14 protein-coding genes and 1 pseudogene are annotated in these 15945 nt (G+C 68.9%); 6 read left to right on the top strand and 9 right to left on the bottom strand.

The genetic code is table 11. From position 1 onward, the window contains the following. Positions 1-74: 74 nt before the first annotated feature. The gene (locus ACZ7M7_RS42920) at positions 75-683 is read left to right on the top strand and encodes a TetR/AcrR family transcriptional regulator (RefSeq protein WP_472127081.1); all 609 of its coding nucleotides are present in this window, start codon (positions 75-77) and stop codon (positions 681-683) included. 796 nt (positions 684-1479) lie between these two features. Here ACZ7M7_RS42920 and ACZ7M7_RS42915 read toward each other — a convergent pair. Continuing rightward, the gene (locus ACZ7M7_RS42915; RefSeq protein ID WP_472127079.1) at positions 1480-2967 is read right to left on the bottom strand and encodes a long-chain-fatty-acid--CoA ligase; all 1488 of its coding nucleotides are present in this window, start codon (positions 2965-2967) and stop codon (positions 1480-1482) included. Between the two features lie 164 nt (positions 2968-3131). Between ACZ7M7_RS42915 and ACZ7M7_RS42910 the strand changes: the two genes are divergently transcribed. Continuing rightward, positions 3132-4301 carry a PucR family transcriptional regulator gene (locus ACZ7M7_RS42910; RefSeq protein ID WP_472127117.1) on the top strand — a complete coding sequence of 390 codons (1170 nt, stop codon included), beginning with the start codon at positions 3132-3134 and terminating at the stop codon, positions 4299-4301. 313 nt (positions 4302-4614) lie between these two features. Here ACZ7M7_RS42910 and ACZ7M7_RS42905 read toward each other — a convergent pair whose 3' ends face one another. The 3 genes from ACZ7M7_RS42905 to ACZ7M7_RS42895 form a co-directional block, all read right to left on the bottom strand. Then, positions 4615-5805, bottom strand: a complete 1191-nt coding sequence (locus ACZ7M7_RS42905) for a vWA domain-containing protein (protein ID WP_472127077.1) — start codon at positions 5803-5805, stop codon at positions 4615-4617. Positions 5806-5945: 140 nt separating this feature from the next. Beyond that, positions 5946-7169 (bottom strand): hypothetical protein, encoded by a 1224-nt coding sequence (locus ACZ7M7_RS42900; protein WP_472127075.1) that lies wholly within the window; start codon positions 7167-7169, stop codon positions 5946-5948. A 7-nt stretch (positions 7170-7176) separates the two neighbouring features. Further along, positions 7177-7581 carry a hypothetical protein gene (locus ACZ7M7_RS42895; protein ID WP_472127073.1) on the bottom strand — a complete coding sequence of 135 codons (405 nt, stop codon included), beginning with the start codon at positions 7579-7581 and terminating at the stop codon, positions 7177-7179. Positions 7582-8377: 796 nt separating this feature from the next. On the opposite strand from ACZ7M7_RS42895, the gene ACZ7M7_RS42890 reads away from it, so the two are divergent. Next, positions 8378-9256, top strand: a complete 879-nt coding sequence (locus tag ACZ7M7_RS42890; protein ID WP_472127071.1) for an ABC transporter substrate-binding protein — start codon at positions 8378-8380, stop codon at positions 9254-9256. Positions 9257-9311: 55 nt separating this feature from the next. Here the strand turns inward: ACZ7M7_RS42890 and ACZ7M7_RS42885 are convergent, their stop codons facing one another. Further along, positions 9312-12044: a SpoIIE family protein phosphatase gene (locus ACZ7M7_RS42885; protein WP_472127070.1), complete on the bottom strand. Its 2733-nt coding sequence runs from the start codon at positions 12042-12044 to the stop codon at positions 9312-9314. 61 nt (positions 12045-12105) lie between these two features. Between ACZ7M7_RS42885 and ACZ7M7_RS42880 the strand changes: the two genes are divergently transcribed. Both ACZ7M7_RS42880 and ACZ7M7_RS42875 read left to right on the top strand, forming a co-directional pair. Beyond that, positions 12106-12237 (top strand): hypothetical protein, encoded by a 132-nt coding sequence (locus ACZ7M7_RS42880; protein ID WP_472127068.1) that lies wholly within the window; start codon positions 12106-12108, stop codon positions 12235-12237. A gap of 675 nt (positions 12238-12912) precedes the next feature. Then, positions 12913-13455, top strand: a complete 543-nt coding sequence (locus ACZ7M7_RS42875; protein WP_472127066.1) for a GNAT family N-acetyltransferase — start codon at positions 12913-12915, stop codon at positions 13453-13455. Here the strand turns inward: ACZ7M7_RS42875 and ACZ7M7_RS42870 are convergent. The 4 genes and pseudogenes from ACZ7M7_RS42870 to ACZ7M7_RS42855 form a co-directional block, all read right to left on the bottom strand. Beyond that, a pseudogene (locus ACZ7M7_RS42870) lies at positions 13439-13764 on the bottom strand (transposase family protein); the annotation flags it as partial. The gene ACZ7M7_RS42875 and the pseudogene ACZ7M7_RS42870 sit on opposite strands and share 17 nt — an antisense overlap. A 128-nt stretch (positions 13765-13892) precedes the next feature. After that, entirely contained in the window at positions 13893-14411 is a 519-nt protein-coding gene (locus ACZ7M7_RS42865; RefSeq protein ID WP_472127116.1) for an FAD-dependent oxidoreductase, read from the bottom strand. Between the two features lie 16 nt (positions 14412-14427). Next, the gene (locus ACZ7M7_RS42860; RefSeq protein ID WP_472127064.1) at positions 14428-14694 is read right to left on the bottom strand and encodes a hypothetical protein; all 267 of its coding nucleotides are present in this window, start codon (positions 14692-14694) and stop codon (positions 14428-14430) included. Between the two features lie 66 nt (positions 14695-14760). Next, positions 14761-15132, bottom strand: coding sequence for a MauE/DoxX family redox-associated membrane protein (locus ACZ7M7_RS42855; RefSeq protein WP_472127062.1), 372 nt, complete (start codon positions 15130-15132; stop codon positions 14761-14763). 6 nt (positions 15133-15138) lie between these two features. Between ACZ7M7_RS42855 and ACZ7M7_RS42850 the strand changes: the two genes are divergently transcribed. Further along, positions 15139-15888, top strand: a complete 750-nt coding sequence (locus ACZ7M7_RS42850; RefSeq protein ID WP_472127060.1) for a helix-turn-helix domain-containing protein — start codon at positions 15139-15141, stop codon at positions 15886-15888. Positions 15889-15945 lie beyond the last annotated feature (57 nt).

Genomic DNA, 15945 nt, shown 5'->3' with positions numbered 1-15945 from the left:
GGGATTCGGGCCCTGCTGATGGGGCCGTAGGGGGTATGGGCCGCTCAAGGCCGGGCCGAGGGCACAATGGGGAAGTGAGCATCACTGGGAAGAAGACCACCGACGCCGGACAACAGGGGACCAAGACCGTGGCAGACCTCCCGCCTCGCGAACGCCTCGTACAGGCCGCGTCGCGGCTCTTTTATTACGAGGGCGTACGCGCGGTCGGAGTGGAACGCCTGATCTCCGAGGCCGGGGTGACGAAGGTGACCTTCTACCGGCACTTCGCCTCCAAGGACGACCTGGTCGTGGCCTATCTGCTGACCAAGGACGTCTACTACAAGGAGGTGGCCGAACCGCTGGCCGCCGGGCACCCGCCCGCGGAGGCGATCGACCTGATCTTCGAGGCGATCGCCGAGCACGCCCGCGAGCGCGGCTTCCGAGGATCGCCGTTCATGAACGCGGCTGCCGAGTACCCGGACGCCGACCATCCGGTCCGCGGCCTGGTGACGTCCCACCGTGAATGGATCCGCACCCTCTTCCAGGACCTGCTCACCCGGCTTGGCCACACCGACCCGGAGTCGGCCGCCGGCGCACTGCTGATGCTGTACGACGGTGCGATGGCAGCTGGCTACCTGGACGACTCGACGGCCGCCCAGAAGACCCTCCTGGACGCGGTACGGCTGATCCGGTCGGGAGGCTGACACCGTCGAGGCCGCGCGAAACACCGGCGCTCTGTTTGACCCCAGGCAAGCCGGGGCGCGGATTGGCTTCATCGGGCTCTTCATCTCTGTTTCGAGGTGCACCGGAACCCACTGGCAGTTGCTTGCCTGGTTGGCAGTCCCGCCCGGAAGGCCGAGGTGCCATCCGAAGTAGGGTTACCGGTCATTCTACCTCTTGACGATAACCCCGCTGGCGTCCGTGCGCCAGCGGGGTGGGCCCGTCTGTGGGATCCCTCACGGACCGCTGCCGCCCCGCAGTGGCGGAGCCCGGTCTGTTCGGGTTCATACGGATTTTCTACCGACACCCTCAGTCGCATGAGCAGGGGAAACGTCATGCATTCCGGACCGACTGTGCCCCGTATCGACTGGTGCATTTCCGCAGGCGGAGCTGGTTTGTGCCCTAAAGGTGGACAACTGCCATACCGGGATCCCCTCGGAGCATGCCCGTTCTCCGGCCCGCGTCCCGGCCGTACGGTCAGTGCGGCAGTCATTGCGGTCAGATTGAGAAGTGGTCGGCGGCCGGGCTGCAGGCCGATGTCGTCCGTCAGTTGGTAGGCGTTCACGCGCAGGTAGTCGCGCGCGGACGGCTCGGTGAGCCGCGGGTCCTCTCCAAGTTGCTGTCGTCGGCGAAGGGAGCGGTCGCGGCTCGTAAGCGGTCTGGTCGTTCTCGGGATCGCCGAAGCCCTGGTTACGCCCCAAGGCTCCAGGACCGTCGAGAACCCGGGAACGCGTCGGCGTCGCTACTCGCCGATTCCCGGCTGACTAGACCACGTTGGCCTTACCCCGCCGGCGCGCTGATCTCCCTCTTCAGGATCTTGCCGCTCGGGCCGGTCGGCAGCGTGTCCACGAGCCACACCTCGCGCGGGTACTTGTACGCCGCCACCCGCTCCTTGACGAACTGCTGGAGCTCGTCGCACGTGGCCTGCGCTTTCGGGCGCAACACCACCGCGGCCGCGATCTCCTCGCCCAGATGCGCGTGGGCCACCCCCACCACCGCAGCCAGCGCGACGGCCGGGTGCTCGTGGAGCACCTCCTCGATCTCGCGCGGGTAGACGTTGTAGCCGCCGCGGATGATCATGTCCTTCTTGCGGTCGACGATGTACAGGTAGCCGTCCTCGTCCTGGCGCGCGAGGTCGCCGCTGCGCAGCCAGCCGTCCGGGATGGTGGCCCCCGTTTCCTCCGGCCGGTTCCAGTACCCCTTCATCACGTTCGGCCCCCGCACGGCCAGTTCACCGATCTCACCGGGAGTCACGTCCTGGCCCTTGTCGTCGAGGAGCCGCACCTCCACGTCCTTGATCGGGGTGCCGATGGAACCGGCCTTGCGCGGCCGGTCGGGGTGGTTGAACGTGACCACCGGACTGGTCTCGGACATGCCGAAGCCCTCCAGCACCACGCAGCCGAAGCGACGCTCGAAGCCGTGCAGGATCTCCACCGGCAGCGAGGCTCCGCCGGAGACGCACATCCGCAGCGTGGACACGTCGGCCTCCGACGGGTGCTGGAGCAGCGCCGCGTACATGGTCGGAACACCCTCGAAGATCGTCGCCCCGTCGCGGGTGATGGCGTCCAGCACGGTCTGCGGGTCGAATCGGGGGATCAGGGTGAGCGAGGCGCCGGCGCGGACGGTGACGCTCATCGTGCAAATCTGACCGAAGATGTGGAACAGCGGCAGACAGCCCACGACCACGTCCTGCGCCGTCACCCGCTGAACCTCGACCGCGTTGACTTCGGTGTTGTGCCGCAGCCCGGCGTGGGTGAGCGTGGCGCCCTTGGGGCGGCCGGTGGTGCCGGAGGTGTACAGCAGCACAGCCACGTCCTCGCCGTCCCGCTTGCTCACCTCCGGCAGCGGCTCGTGACCGGCCAGCAGGCCCGCGAAGGCGGCGGGCTCGACGCTCAGGTGCCGTACTCCGGCGGCGGCCGCGCCCTGCGCTCCCTCGCCCGGCGCCTGGTGCCACTCGAAGAGCATCAGGGCTCCCGAGTCACGCAGGTGATATTCGGTCTCCCGAGTCTTCAGCAGAGGATTCATCGGTACGACGACCGCTCCGGCGCGCAGCACGCCGTAGTACAGGACGACGAACTCGGGAACATTGGGCAGCATCAAAGCGACCCGGTCTCCCGGCCGTATGCCCTCGGCCCGTAGCAGCGCGGCGGCGCGGGCGCTGCGCTCGTTGAGCTCCGCGTAGCTGGTGACCTGGCCCCCCAGCCGCAGCGCGGGCCGTTCCGGCTGCCGCCGTGCCGTCTCCACCAGGAACTCCGCCAGATTGGCCATGACCGCCTCCACGAATGTCACCGTCGAAATCCGCTGTTCACGTTGACGACATCGTGCAGATGTCCGTGGCGACGGCCTATGTGCGGCAGGACAGCGTCTGCCCACCCGGATTGTCCCCATGAACAAAACAGTGGCGTTACGCTGCGGGAATGAACCTCTCAGGGGTGATCGCGGCGCTTCATGCGAGGCTGCCGGAACTCGGTGAGCGGATGGCGCAGCGCATCCGCTCGGATGTCGACGCCTACAAGGACGAGTCGCTGATCCCCTTCGAGTCGCTGCGCCGCTCGTGCACCGCCAACGCGGACCTGCTCCTGGACCAGCTCGTCCGCGCGGGCGCACAGGACCCGGGCCCGGCCCGGGAGACCGGCCGCCTCCGCGCCGAGCAGGGCGTGCCGCTGGCGGACACCCTGCACGCGTACCGGATCGGCTTCGAGCTCCTGTGGACGGACATCCTCGCCGAGGCACGCAACCGTCCCGAGGTCACCGACGCCCAGTTGGTCTCCCAGTCGGCGGAGATCTGGGCTCTGTTCGGCCGCTACGCGGAGGCGGTGGCGGCGGCCTACCGGGAGACGACCGCCGAGCTGACCTCCCGGCGTCAGGCGCGCCGCTCGGCATTGGTGGAAGCGCTGTTCACCGGCGTGATCGCCGATCGCACGCTGTGGGAGGCCGCCCGCGAGCTGGGGCTGCCCGACCGCGGGCCCTACGTGGTCGCCGTGGCGGCGGCCGACGCGCCCGGTGAGGAGCCGCTGGCGGGAACGGAAGCGGCGCTGCGTCAGGCCCAGGTCCCCTTCGCCTGGCGGCTGCTGCCCGACCAGCAGATCGGTCTGGCCGCCCTGCCCACGGCGACGGCGGAGAGCGCCTGTCTGAGCATCCTGCGCCGTGCGGGCGCCCGCGTAGGCGTCAGCCCGTGCTTTCACTCGTTGCGGGACACTCCCCGGGCTCTGCGCTTCGCCCGTCTGGCCCTGGCCGGCCTCCAGGGCACCGGCCCCGGCGTCGCACGGTTCGACGACAACCCGCTCGCCATGGTCGTCGCCGCCGCCCCGGCCGAGGCGGCGCACCTCGTGGAGGTTGTCCTCCAGCCACTGCTCGACCTCCCGGCCGCGGAGCGTGCCCGTCTCCTGGACACCCTGGAGCACTGGTACGCCGCCGCAGGCTCTGCCACGGACGCGGCGCGGAGCCTCTTCGTCCACCCCAACACCGTCCGCTACCGGCTGCGCCGCGTCGAGGAGCTGACGGGACGCTCCCTGTCCGATCCGCGAGCGGCGGCGGACATCGGCGCCGCGCTGCTGGCGGTCCGCCGGGCTGGCGCGTCATTGGGGGACGTCATCCAGTGAGTCATTCAGTAATTCGACTGCGTACTTGCCGGCCGCCATCCCGCCCAGGGCAGCAACTAACGACCTCGTGCACGGATGGCCGTGGCTCGGCGCAGCTCTCGCCGGAAGTGATCGCTGAACTCGTTGCTGAGGTGGGGCCGTTGTGGAACGACCGAGTGTTCCCAGGAAGGTTGCCTCACGTGTGCAGTGTGCACGATTGCATCGACGCGGCAGGCGGTGTCCTGACGGACGACCGTAACGGCCCCGCCCAATCGACCGCTTCGGCGTGGGGCGGGTATGGGCACCGGTTTCATCGACTCGGCCCGGTCTCAGCTCATCCAATCGAGCCGTCGGCATAGGTGACCTCAGGGTTGGGAGGTGCCTTAGAGCCGGTCAGCGCGGCGCAGGTGCGTGCGAGGGTCAGGACCGATGTCTCCTCGGTTGTTACACAGGCCAGCAGCCGGGTGGCCGCCATGCCCGTGGGCGACGAGGCGCTGTCCGCCCAGCGCTTGCTGGTCTCAACCCGTTCTTTGGTCATCGTGACCGTGCAGGTACGTGACCTGGCGCCTTCGTCGCATCCGTACCAGTAGGGAGTTTTGCGTGGCTCGTAATGCGGGTTGTTCTGCTCGGCCAGATCACCCATCGGATTGGGGTTGGGGCCGCTGACGGCGGCTTTTAGGGTGATGCTGTCGCCCTCGCGCATCGTGAACCGGCACTCCCGGTCGGTGGTCGCATTGGTCGTCGCGGCGCAGCGCACCGGCGTGCCCGTCACGTTGACCGCCCAGCCGGTGAAGAGCCCTACAACGAAGGGGTGTTCGGGGCGCGCTGATGTCTCCGGCGCACCGGGGCTGCTGGGCACCGTCACCTTTCGGGCTTCGTGCTCCTTCGGCGGCATCAGCTTTTGGAGCTCGGGGGTGAGTGTGTCGGCTGTGTCCGCAAAGCGTGGCGCGGGCGCGTTCACGGCGGTCGCTAGCCGGCCGAGGTCGGCCCGTTCGCCGGCGGGTACCTTGTAGCCGACGAACCTGAATTCCAGCTCCACCCCGGCGGCCTTTGCCTTGCCATGGGCGTCCTTGAGCAGTGCTCGTTGATCGGACGTGCAGGCGTCCCTGCCGCTGCTCGTGACCACGATGATGCGGTTGCTCTTCTCCCCGCGGAACGGATAGCGACCTTCGAAGTCGTCAATCGCCGCGGCGATTCCGCTGCCCAGCGTCGCCTGTCCGCCGGGCGTCACCCGGCGGACGGAGTCAGCGATCTTGCGTCCCTGGCTGGTTCCGCTCCCGACGACCTGCGACGTGTTCTCAGGCTTGCCGCAGTCACCTCCGAACCTGCGCAGGGACAGGGCGTCGTCTTCCCCCGCGTTCTGGGCCGCCGAGCCGACGGCACGGGCCACGGCGGCGAAGTCGGCCCCACGGCGTGTCGATGCGGCCGGCACGGGGACGGACGCGTCCACGAGGAACGCGGTGCGGTGGTCCGGTACGGAGCGGTACACGTAGAACGCGGCGGCACCCAGGAGCAGTACGATCACTGTGATCAGGGCAGTGATCACCCTGCGCCGCCGGGACCTCCGGGGTGCCGTGGCCGGCTCTGGGGGCGTCCCGACACTGCCGGAAGCGTCTGCATTCCTGGTCCTGTCGGCCGCGTTGTCCTCGGCCGGTTGCTGGCCCGTCATGTGGCAACCGGGGACTCGGCACGCAGCTTGGCGAGTGTCTTGTTCAAGGCTTCGGCCTCCGTGTTGTAGGCGTCGGCGGCCCTGCGGTAGGCCGTCCGCGGTTCAGGGCCGCCGGCGGTTCGGGACCGTTCGGCGTCCAACAGTTCGTCGGCGGCCTCGATGACGCGTCGCTGCCGGTCACGAAGCTGTGTGGCGCGGGCGTTGATGTCGCGTTCGGTCGGGTTCTTGTTGCGGCCCGACAGGTCTTCGAGGACCGCCCTGACCCGGGGGTCCGCCCCGCGTGCCGTGCGCAGGTGGCCCTCGGCGGCTTCGAATCGGCCTTCGTCGATCGCCCGCACGGCCGCGTCGACTTGTTCGACGGCGGGATTGAGCGCGTCGACGACCTTCCGGGCCCCGCGCAGGACCGGCTCGTCGTTGGCATACCAGTCCACGGCGGCCTCCAGCTCGGGAAGCGTGTCGACGAGCAGCGGATCCGGGGCTCCGGCACCCGCGGCGATCCGGCGCAGCCCGTCACGCTCTGCCTTCGGTACCTGATAGCCGACCACCCGGAACTCGAGGCGTAGCCCTGCCGCGCGGATCCGGTCCCGGATCTCGTTCTCCACGAAGGCGATGTCGTCGTCGCAGGCGTCCGCGCCGTGACGGGTGATCACGATGACGCGGTTCATCTGGGTGGCGGAGAGGTCGAACGGCCGGGAGAAGTCCTGCACCGCCTCCACAATGCCGCGTACCAGGGTGGGTTCCCCGGCGGCGCGGATGCCCTCGGTGGCCTGTGCGAGTTCGCGCCGGTCATCAGTCGTGAAGTCGACCAGGCGCCGAGTGTTGTCGCTGGCCCCGCATGCACCGCCGAAGGTGCGCAGGGCGAGCGCGTCACCGTCCCCGGAGTTGCCCACCGTCGTCCGTACGGAGGCGGCGATGTCGGATGTTCCGCGGGGGTCCGTGCCCTTCGCTGTGTCAACGAGGAACTGGGTGCGGTAGGTGGGGGCGATCTGCGGGATGATCCACCGGGAGACGATCCACCCCCCGCCGGCGATGACGGCCAGGCAGAGCAGCAGGAGCAGGAGCACCTTGATGCTGCGCGGCAGCTCGACGAGGTACTTGATGAAGATGTTGCGTTGACGGCCGGAGCCGACCATGACGCCTTGGGCACCTCGCAGATCGAGGGGCCTCTGGTCTTCCGGATCCGGCCTGAGGCTCCGGTCGCCGGTGATCCGGCCGCTCATGGTGCCGTCACCCGGAGAAGTGATTGGTCTGCCGAGCGCGGTCGCCCACCACGAGGCCCTGGGCGTGGCGGGCGTCGACGGCGTAGGTCCGCTGGTCGCTCCGTGTCCCGGGGTGGGTCAGCACGAGAACCGCCCGCGCGGCGTCGGCCAGGTCGGCGTCGCGGTCGGCGTGCGTCGTGGCGAGCGTGCGCACAAGGTCATCATGGTGGCCGACCGGGTCGGTGAGGTATGCGTCCAGCACGCCCACACGGGCCTGCTGCTCCTCCATCTCACCCTGCCCACCCGAGAGTTTCCGGCGCACCGCATCGCAGAGCGCCTGGTAGGAGTCCTGGACGGCGCTGGATGCCGCACCTGAGATGCCCGCGACCCCACCCGCCACGAGTGCGGTGGTGATCAAAGTGACAGGGTCCATGAGCCGGCTCTTCTCCCCCCGTGAAAGTCGAGCACGCAGCATGACGTGCCGGATACTCACGGTAGGGAACGCGGTCCCGTCGTGTGCAGCTTTCGTAAGGTTTGCGGGCATGCCCAACTGCATTGTGTTATAGGCGTGTTGAGAGTTCTCACGCGGGATTTGAGGGAGGCGGGTCATCCTGCTGTCCGCGAATGGCCTCCGGCCCGGGCGCACGGCTCGCAGCCGACGTCGGTGCGATCCGTGTGGTCGCGCACACCGGGGCGAGCGACTGCCCGGAGGCTTACGCGCCCAGGAGCCACTCGCGCGGATCATCGCCGAACTCGACGCCGCCGCGCTGCGACTGCGAGAGGGGGCATCCGCCCCGGCGAATGCCCTTCTCGCCGCGTTCTGCACGCGCCGCGGCTCGGCGACCGAGACAGCCTCTCCAGGCTCGTCCGACCCGCCGGACGTACTCGTCGATGGCCTTCGCCAGGTGGGGCAGGCGGAGCTTGCCAGGCTGAGGGTGCGGGGGTGTGTCCGAGCTTGTGCTGGTCCAGGTGGTGCTGGATGAGTCGCTCGTGGTGGGGTGCCGGGCGGTCTCCGCGCTGATGCTGAGGATCTGCCCGAGTGCCTCCCACGGGATGCGCCGACAGCGAGACCGATGGACAGTTCCTGATTGCGGCCGGGCATGGCGACACCGCCGGAATACGGGTGACCGGACCCGCACCCCGGAGCCCTCCTACATGGCTCCGGCAGTCGTATGGTTCCGGGTGATTTATGGTGACTCAAGGAGTATGCCCCTACCGGAGGTGCAAAGATGCGCGCCGCGGCAGCGATCGTCTCTCTGGCTGTCAGCGTGACGCTCATCGTCGCGACAGCGGCTTGTGACCAGGGCGGGTCGGAGTCGCCGAAGGCTCAGTACGGCGACTGCCCTGTCACAGGAAACTACGGGGAGTTTCACCTCTCACCCGAGACGGCGGGCGCCCTTACGGTCAAAACGACGCTGCCCGCGCCGGGCTGGTGGAACGGCAGCACGCCGGAGTCCGTCAAGAGCGGCTACGAGTACTGCATGGCCGCCAATATTGCCTACCGGTCCGGACTCGACCGCGTGAAGGTGAAGAACGCACCGTTCCCGGAGGTGGTGTCAGGACGGACCAAGGACTTCGACCTGGCCCTGGCGCAGATCACGATCACCCCGGAGCGGAGCGAGGTCGCCGAGTTCTCCCCGCCCTACCTCTCCTCGACCCTGGGCGTGCTGATCAGAGACGGTGAGAAGATCAACGAAGACAACATCAGTGACGTGCGGATCGGAGTGGCCGAGGGCACCACGGGCGAGGAATTCGTCGAGAACCGCCTCAAGCCGACCAAGCCCGTCACCGCTTTCGCCAACGACCCGGAGATGGTCGCGGCGCTGGAGGAGGGCCGGGTCGACGCGGTCGTCCACGACACGACCATTTTGCTGGCGTATCCCCAAAAGCAGGAGAACAGGGTGCGCCTGGTGGGCCAGTACCGGACCGACCAGGGCTACGGCGCTCTGTACCCGGCGGGGTCACCCGACAAGGACGAACTGGACCGGATCATCAGGCAGCTGATCGACGACGGAACGCTCACCAAGCTGTCGGCCGTCTATCTCGGGGGTGCCTTCGGCCAGGACCCGGCCAAGATCCCGTACCTCACGGTCGACGACGGCTCCTGAACCCTCCGGGCGTGCGCACACCCCGAGCGGGCGACGGCCCGGTTTCCGGCCCACTTCACAGATCCGCCGTCAGGAAACCGCCCAGATCCCCGGCGGCCCCGGCATCGAGTGCCTGCTCAGCCCAGATGATTTTCCCTCGGTCGGTGTACCGGGTGCCCCAGCGGCGGGACAGCTGCGCGACGAGGAAGAGACCACGGCCGCCCTCGTCGGTGAAGGCTGCGCGGCGCAGGTGCGGGGAGGTACTGCTGCCGTCGCCGACCTCGCAGATCAGGCTGTCGCGGTCGTGCAGCAGACGCAGGCCGATGGGGCTCTTGCCGTACCGGATGGCGTTCGTCACCAGCTCGCTGAGGATCAGCTCGGTCGTGAAGGCGGCCTCGCCCAGCCCCCAGGCTTCCAGCCTGCGGGTGGCCTCGGCGCGGATCCGCGGTACGGCGGCTGGATTCTCGGGCACCTCCCACTCCGCGACCTGCTCCGGGTCGAGCAGCCGGGTGCGTGCGACGAGCAGAGCGACATCGTCCCTCGACCTGGTGAGCAGCATCGCGTCGAGCACCGCCCGGCAGGTGTCGTCCGGGGTGGCGCCGTCCGTAGCCTCGAGCGCCTCCCTCAGCATGCCGAGCCCGATGTCGATGTCCCGGCCGCGGGCTTCGACCAGGCCGTCGGTGTAGAGGACCAGTCGGCTGTTGGCGGCCAGCTGGAGTTCGGCCGTCTCGACCGGCAGACCTCCTCCCACGCCCAGTGGTGGGGCGACGGGGATGTCGGGGAAGGTCACGGAGCCGTCGGGCGAGACCAGTGCCGGGCCGGGATGACCGGCCCGGCCGAGGACACACTGTCCGGAGACCGGATCGTAGACCGCATACAGGCAGGTGGCGCCGGTGACGGCCACGGTCTTGCCCTGGGCCGCCGCGTCCTCGTCGATCCGGGTGATCAGCTCGTCCAGGCGCACGAGAAGCTCGTCCGGCGCCAGATCCAGGGCGGCGAAATTGTGCACCGCGGTCCTCAGGCGACCCATCGTCGCGGCGGCGTGCAGACCGTGTCCGACAACGTCACCGACCACCAGAGCCACCCGGGCCCCCGGCAGCGGGATGACGTCGTACCAATCGCCGCCCACCCCCGCCTGCGCGGGCAGGTACCGGTGACCGACCTCCAAGGCGGACAGCTCGGGAAGTGAGCCGGGCAGCAGGCTGCGCTGGAGGGTGACGGCCGTGGTGTGCTCCCGGGTGTAGCGGCGCGCGTTGTCGATGCACACGGCCGCCCGGGCGGCGAGTTCCTCGGCGGGGGACAGGTCGTCCGACTCGAAGGCGTCCTGCTCCGAACGCCAGAACTCCACGACGCCGAGCAATTGGCCTCGGGCCTGGAGCGGGACCGAAATCATGGAGTGGATTCCGTAGGTGATGGCCGTCTGGGCCCGCTCCGGGTCCTGGGCCCGCCATCCTTCGGCCACGGTGAGGTGCGCCACGAGGATCGGCCGGCCTGTCGTCATACTGATGGCCACGGGGTTCTCGGGTACGTAGCGCATAAGCGTCCCGACGGGGTCAAAGGGCGCCTCCTCCCGGATGGCCGAGGCCGCGATGCGGCGCATTTCCAACGGTGCCCCCGCCGGCTCATCCCCGAGCAGCACGGCTTCCACCAGCTCGACGGTGGCGAAGTCGGCGAAGCGAGGGACCGCCACCTCGGTCAGCTCCTCGGCGGTGCGCTTGATGTCGAGGGTGGTCCCGATTCGGGTGCTGGCCTCGTAGAGCAGCTGCAGGCGCCCGCCGGCCACGTCCGCCCGGCCCGCGAGGGCGCGCAGTTCCGTGGTGTCCCGCAGGGTGGCCACGCTGCCCCCGTTCGGGCCCACCGGCCGCACGTTGACCGCGAGGAGGATGTCTCCGGCAAGGAAGACCCTGTCCGTGGCCATCCGGCCCGACCGCAGCAGTTCGGCCAGGGCCGGGGTCAGTCCGAGTCCGGTGACCGGGCTGCCCTCGGCTTCCGGCGGCAGTGTGAGCAGACGGCGTGCCTCGTCGTTGACCAGCAGCAGCGTTCCATCACGGTCCAGGATGATCACGCCCTCACGGACCGCATGCAGCACCGCCTCGTGGTGCTCGTACATGCGGGTCATCTCCTCCGGCCCCAGGCCGCGAGTCTGGCGCCGCAAACGCCCGCTGACCAGGGCAGAACCACCTGCGGCCAGCAGCAGGGCGACACCGCCGGCGGCGAAGATCACCGGCAGTTGGTGCTGCACCACACTGGTCACCGTGTTCACCGTGACCCCAACAGTGACGAGGCCGACCGCGGTCCCCTCCTCGTCGAAGACGGCCACCGTCGAGTCGACCGCCTTCCCCAGGCTGCTGTCGAACGTGGTCTGGTGGGGCTCACCTTCCAGCGCCTCGCCGTAGGAGGTGGAGACGTGCTTGCCGATCTGGTCCGGGTCCGGGTGGGTCCATCGGAAGCCGTACGGGCTGAGCGCTACGACGTAGTCGACGCCGGTTTTCTTGCGTACGGTCTTGGCACGTGGCTGAAGTGCCGCCGTCGGGTCATCGCTCTGCATCGCCTCCGCTGTGCCCGGGGCGTTCGCGAACGACTCGGCCGCCACCAGTGACCGATCGGCGGCCTCCTGGATCGCGCGGTTACGGTCCTGGATCACGAGCGCCACCACGGCCGTGGCGATGAGCAGCAGGACGACCACCAGCTGCAGCAGGAAGACCTGACCGGCGAAGCTGCGCGGCTTCAGCAACGACAGCCCGCGTCGGCCGGCCGAATCGTGACGGGCCTCCGGGCCGGATTCAGGCGGCCCGGCCTTCGGCGGCATTCGTTCGCCCCGTCGGCCCGCTGGGGCGTATTGCCCACGTTTGCCCATTTCATCAGTATCGGTGACCGTCCGGACGGGCGCGGCTCAGGACGGCCTCGCCGGGCTGGTGCCGCGGCAGGCGGAAAGCGGCCCGTACCTGGACATGCGGCGGACTCTGCACGACACCCGGTCCCGCACCCGGCGGCTCACCTGATTCGAACCGAACCGGCGCACGTATTCAAGCTCCCCGTCGCGGCCAGTGCTGCCCCTTCGGCAGGGTTGTATCTGTCCTGGGCTGCATTGCGTTCGAGCCGGTCAGTTCCGGAGCCCCCGCCCTCGCTGGACCTTCTTACTGATCAGCTGGCGGTGGTTGTCCGACGGCAATGGGAGGTCGAGGCCGGCGTGCGGGGACTGCACGATCCCCGTCCGCTCAAAGTGATATGGACACCGGCGCCCGAGCACCTGGTCGGGGAGTGGGCCCTTCGGACGCAGGTGGCGGAAGAACAACCCGCCGGGACGATTTCCGATCCAGCAGGGTGGGCAGCTGAGCGGCAGAGCTCGCGGGCAGCGGTGGTCAGATCATCCCGGTCCGCCGTCATCCTCACCTCACCACCGGCCCCCGCCGCACCGGCTAACGGCACGTACCGCATCAAGGCCGACAACGGTCAGTGCCTGGCCCGTGTCGGCGGACCGCCCCTCCTCATGGAATGCGGCCGGGCTGTTACTCCCGGAGTGCGGGACTCGGCCAGGCCCAGTAGCAGCCGTACGAGCACGGCATGGAACATACTCTGGCCTGCCCAAACGAAGCCCTCTGCCAGGCCTTTAGAGCGTGCATCGAAAGTGCCGGGTGAGGATGACTGAGAGCCCATTTGTGATCCAGAATGCTTGGATGGTCACGCTGGAGACTCCCCGTTTGATCCTGCGTCGCTGGCGCGAGGAAGACGTTGCGCCCATGGCTGCCGTCAATGCCGACCCCGAGGTCATGCGTTGGATCCGTGACGGCAGAGTCCGCGACGAACAGCAGACCCGCGGCGGGATCCAGGCATGGGAGAGCGAGTGGGAGTCACAGGGCTTCGGCCTATTCGCCGTGGAGATCCGGTCCACTGGCGAGCTTGCCGGGTTCACCGGCCTTTCGGTGCCCGACTTCTTGCCGGAGGTACTGCCGGCGGTTGAGGTCGGCTGGCGGCTGGGACGTTCCCACTGGGGGCAGGGCTTGGCCACCGAGGCCGCTGCGGCCGCTGTACGGTTCGGATTCGAAGAGCGAGGGCTGGAGCGAATCGTCAGCATCACTCAAGTGGGCAACGACGCCTCCGAAAGGATCATGACCAAACTGGGAATGCATCCGGTCCGTGAGACCGTCAATCCCACCTGCGGTCGGCGAGTACGGGTGTTCGAGTTGTCGTCCGACCAGGACGTCACAACCACTCATTGACGGCAGCAACGAGGACGGTAGCCCCGTAGCGGACCGCGAGTTTGTCGTACTGGTGGCCACGGCTCGATGCCTCTTGAGACGACTGATGTCGCACTCGATCGCGTGGCGGGCCTTGTAGTCCTCTGGGTCGAACTTCTGTGGCCGGCCACCGCTGGACCCGCGCTTCTTGCGGTTGGGGACCTGGTCGGCCTTGTTCGGAATGGTGCAGCGGACACCGCGACGCCGCAGTTAGGCGCGGTTCTTGCGGGACGCGTCCGCCGGCACCCGTCGCGGGCGCACGCGGGTCTGTCGCCCCATTCGGGGCACCCGGAAGAAGTTGTCGGCGTACGGTCTAGGCTCCCCAATCGCGTACAGGTGAACGTCCTCAGGTGTCGGTACGTGTTCATGAGCGGACCTCGTGAGGTCACAAGATCGGCCCTATGGGTAGCCGGGTTGGCTCAGGAATCCGACTCATCACTGCCCGACTCGCCGCACGCCCCCCACGTACTCCCGTCCGTGACGAACCCTGCCGCGCGGGCCAGCTCCGGCGCTCGGAACCCGGTGGTCCACACAACGGCGTCAGCGGCGAACGACGTGCCCTCGCGGGTGTCCAAGCCGTCCTTTCGCACCGCCGCAACGACGGTCTGCGGATGCACCGAGACGCGCAGCCGGTCGCGGGCGCGCCGCAGGTGGGTCCGGACTCGCGGCGCGAGCCCGGACCCAACGTCATCGGCACCGGTGAACAGCCGGGCTCGCAGCTCGGGGTAACTCTCGGCCAGTTCCGAGGCGGTCTCCAGCCCGGTCAGCCATCCGCCGATCACCGAAGCAGTGCCGCCGGAGGCAATCGCGGCAACCCGGTGCCGCAACCGCGTCGCCTGTTGAGGTTCGGCGACAGCGTCGGCGTGCTCGACTGCCCCGGGAACCTCGTCGAGCCGCGCCCGGCTGCCCACCGCGTACACCAGGGTGTCGTAGCCGATCGCTCGGGGCGTGACGTCAGTACACGGTCCGGCGAGTGGTATCGATCGCGGTTACGCGTCCGACGATCAGTTGGACCGGTGTACCGCTGAGCTGTTGATGCAACGGCAGCTCCGCCAATCGCTGCCCGGCGGCAAGCTGATGGAGCCGGAGCCGTTCCACGAACCGGTCTGAGGCATTGACCAGCGTGACGGTGACATCGCTGCGGCGCAGCTTGCGGGCGAGGAGCTTGGGCGCCAGCAGACCGGCGTAACCGGCACCTACGACAACGAGGCGATGACTCATGGCGTGACTTCCCCTGTGACTACGGGCGGCGTACGGCCCCTTCGGATCGGCCGCCGCGCATCGGAGTCAGGCCGCGGACCTGGCTACGGCAACCGCCCAGGCGATGTACAGGACGTTCACCGCCAGCCGAGCCACCGCCCCGACCGGCCGCTCCAGCAGCCGGGGCCGGTCCGGCCGCGCGCTTCGCAGCGCGTCCACGTGGGACACCTGGTAACAGGTGATCAGGACAGCGGCGATCCAGCCTCCGGCCGGTCTGCTGCACGGAACCAGTACCAGCGCACCCACCACGACCTCCGCCGTCCCACTGATGGCTACGAGGAGACGCTCCCGGCGGAGCCATGCGGGTACCAGCGTGCGGAAGTAGCCGGGGGCCAGAAAGTGCATCAGCCCCGTGACGGCCAGGAACACCGCCAATCCGACGGCAGCGATAGTGTGCATGACCAGATGATCCGTTCACCTCGCGCCTGGGCGCTTGAACAAAACGATCGCCGCATCGTCTTCGCCTCCGGCACCGAGTTGACGATGTTTGCCGAGTCCTGCCCGTTCCGCGTCGCCCAACACCGGCTGCCTGCGTGGAAAGCTGTGCTGCCGAGCGGCGGCCACGCTGAACTCCTCCAGCCGGGAAAGCCCATGGTGGCGGCGCCGGGGCTGATCGTTCCGCCCCAGCTGGCCCACACCTGTGCGGCGACGTCGCCCTACATCGCCCTGTTCATTGACTCCTGGCTGCTGCCTTCCTGCCCGGGGCCGATACGGCTCGATGCAGGCGAGGTCCGCCGTTTACTCGCCGCGCTCGGCACCGCCGATTCCAACGGCCCCGGCACCTGCGTGGACCTGGCCGCCGGATACGCCGAGCTGCAGGCACTCGCCGGGTGCCCGACCCCGCTCGATCCGAGAGTCGCCCACGCTGTCCACCTGTGTACGGTGCGCGATACGGACATGCCCATCACCTCCATCGCCATCGAGGTCGGCCTGTCGGCAGCGCGGTTGCGCGCCCTGGTCCGGCAGGACGTGGGCATCGCGCTTACCCGCTTGCGCCGATGGGGCCGGCTCCGTACCGCGATCGCCGATCTGGCGGGTTCCAGTGCAGCCCTGGCCGCAGCCACCGCAGGCTTCGCAGACCAGGCCCACCTCACGCGTACTGCGCGGGACTTCCTCGGGCGTACGCCCGTCTCTCTGCGACGCGCTAAAGGGTAGGTCGCCCTTGATGTCCCGTCACGCTCCCTACTCTGAGGACTCCGACGGCCCCGGTGT

The sequence above is a fragment of the Streptomyces sp. NPDC111606 genome (assembly GCF_055656945.1).
Note: the sequence above shows the minus strand (reverse complement) of the source record. Positions and strands in the feature narration are given on the sequence as shown.

Coding starts and splice junctions, on each gene's coding strand:
- ACZ7M7_RS42885 (WP_472127070.1), bottom strand. CDS start 12,044: ATGCCGCCGAAGGCCGGGCCGCCTGAATCCGGCCCGGAGGCCCGTCAC.
- ACZ7M7_RS42855 (WP_472127062.1), bottom strand. CDS start 15,132: ATGCACACTATCGCTGCCGTCGGATTGGCGGTGTTCCTGGCCGTCACG.
- ACZ7M7_RS42900 (WP_472127075.1), bottom strand. CDS start 7,169: ATGAGCGGCCGGATCACCGGCGACCGGAGCCTCAGGCCGGATCCGGAA.
- ACZ7M7_RS42875 (WP_472127066.1), top strand. CDS start 12,913: ATGGTCACGCTGGAGACTCCCCGTTTGATCCTGCGTCGCTGGCGCGAG.
- ACZ7M7_RS42915 (WP_472127079.1), bottom strand. CDS start 2,967: ATGGCCAATCTGGCGGAGTTCCTGGTGGAGACGGCACGGCGGCAGCCG.
- ACZ7M7_RS42860 (WP_472127064.1), bottom strand. CDS start 14,694: ATGAGTCATCGCCTCGTTGTCGTAGGTGCCGGTTACGCCGGTCTGCTG.
- ACZ7M7_RS42895 (WP_472127073.1), bottom strand. CDS start 7,581: ATGGACCCTGTCACTTTGATCACCACCGCACTCGTGGCGGGTGGGGTC.
- ACZ7M7_RS42890 (WP_472127071.1), top strand. CDS start 8,378: ATGCGCGCCGCGGCAGCGATCGTCTCTCTGGCTGTCAGCGTGACGCTC.
- ACZ7M7_RS42850 (WP_472127060.1), top strand. CDS start 15,139: ATGATCCGTTCACCTCGCGCCTGGGCGCTTGAACAAAACGATCGCCGC.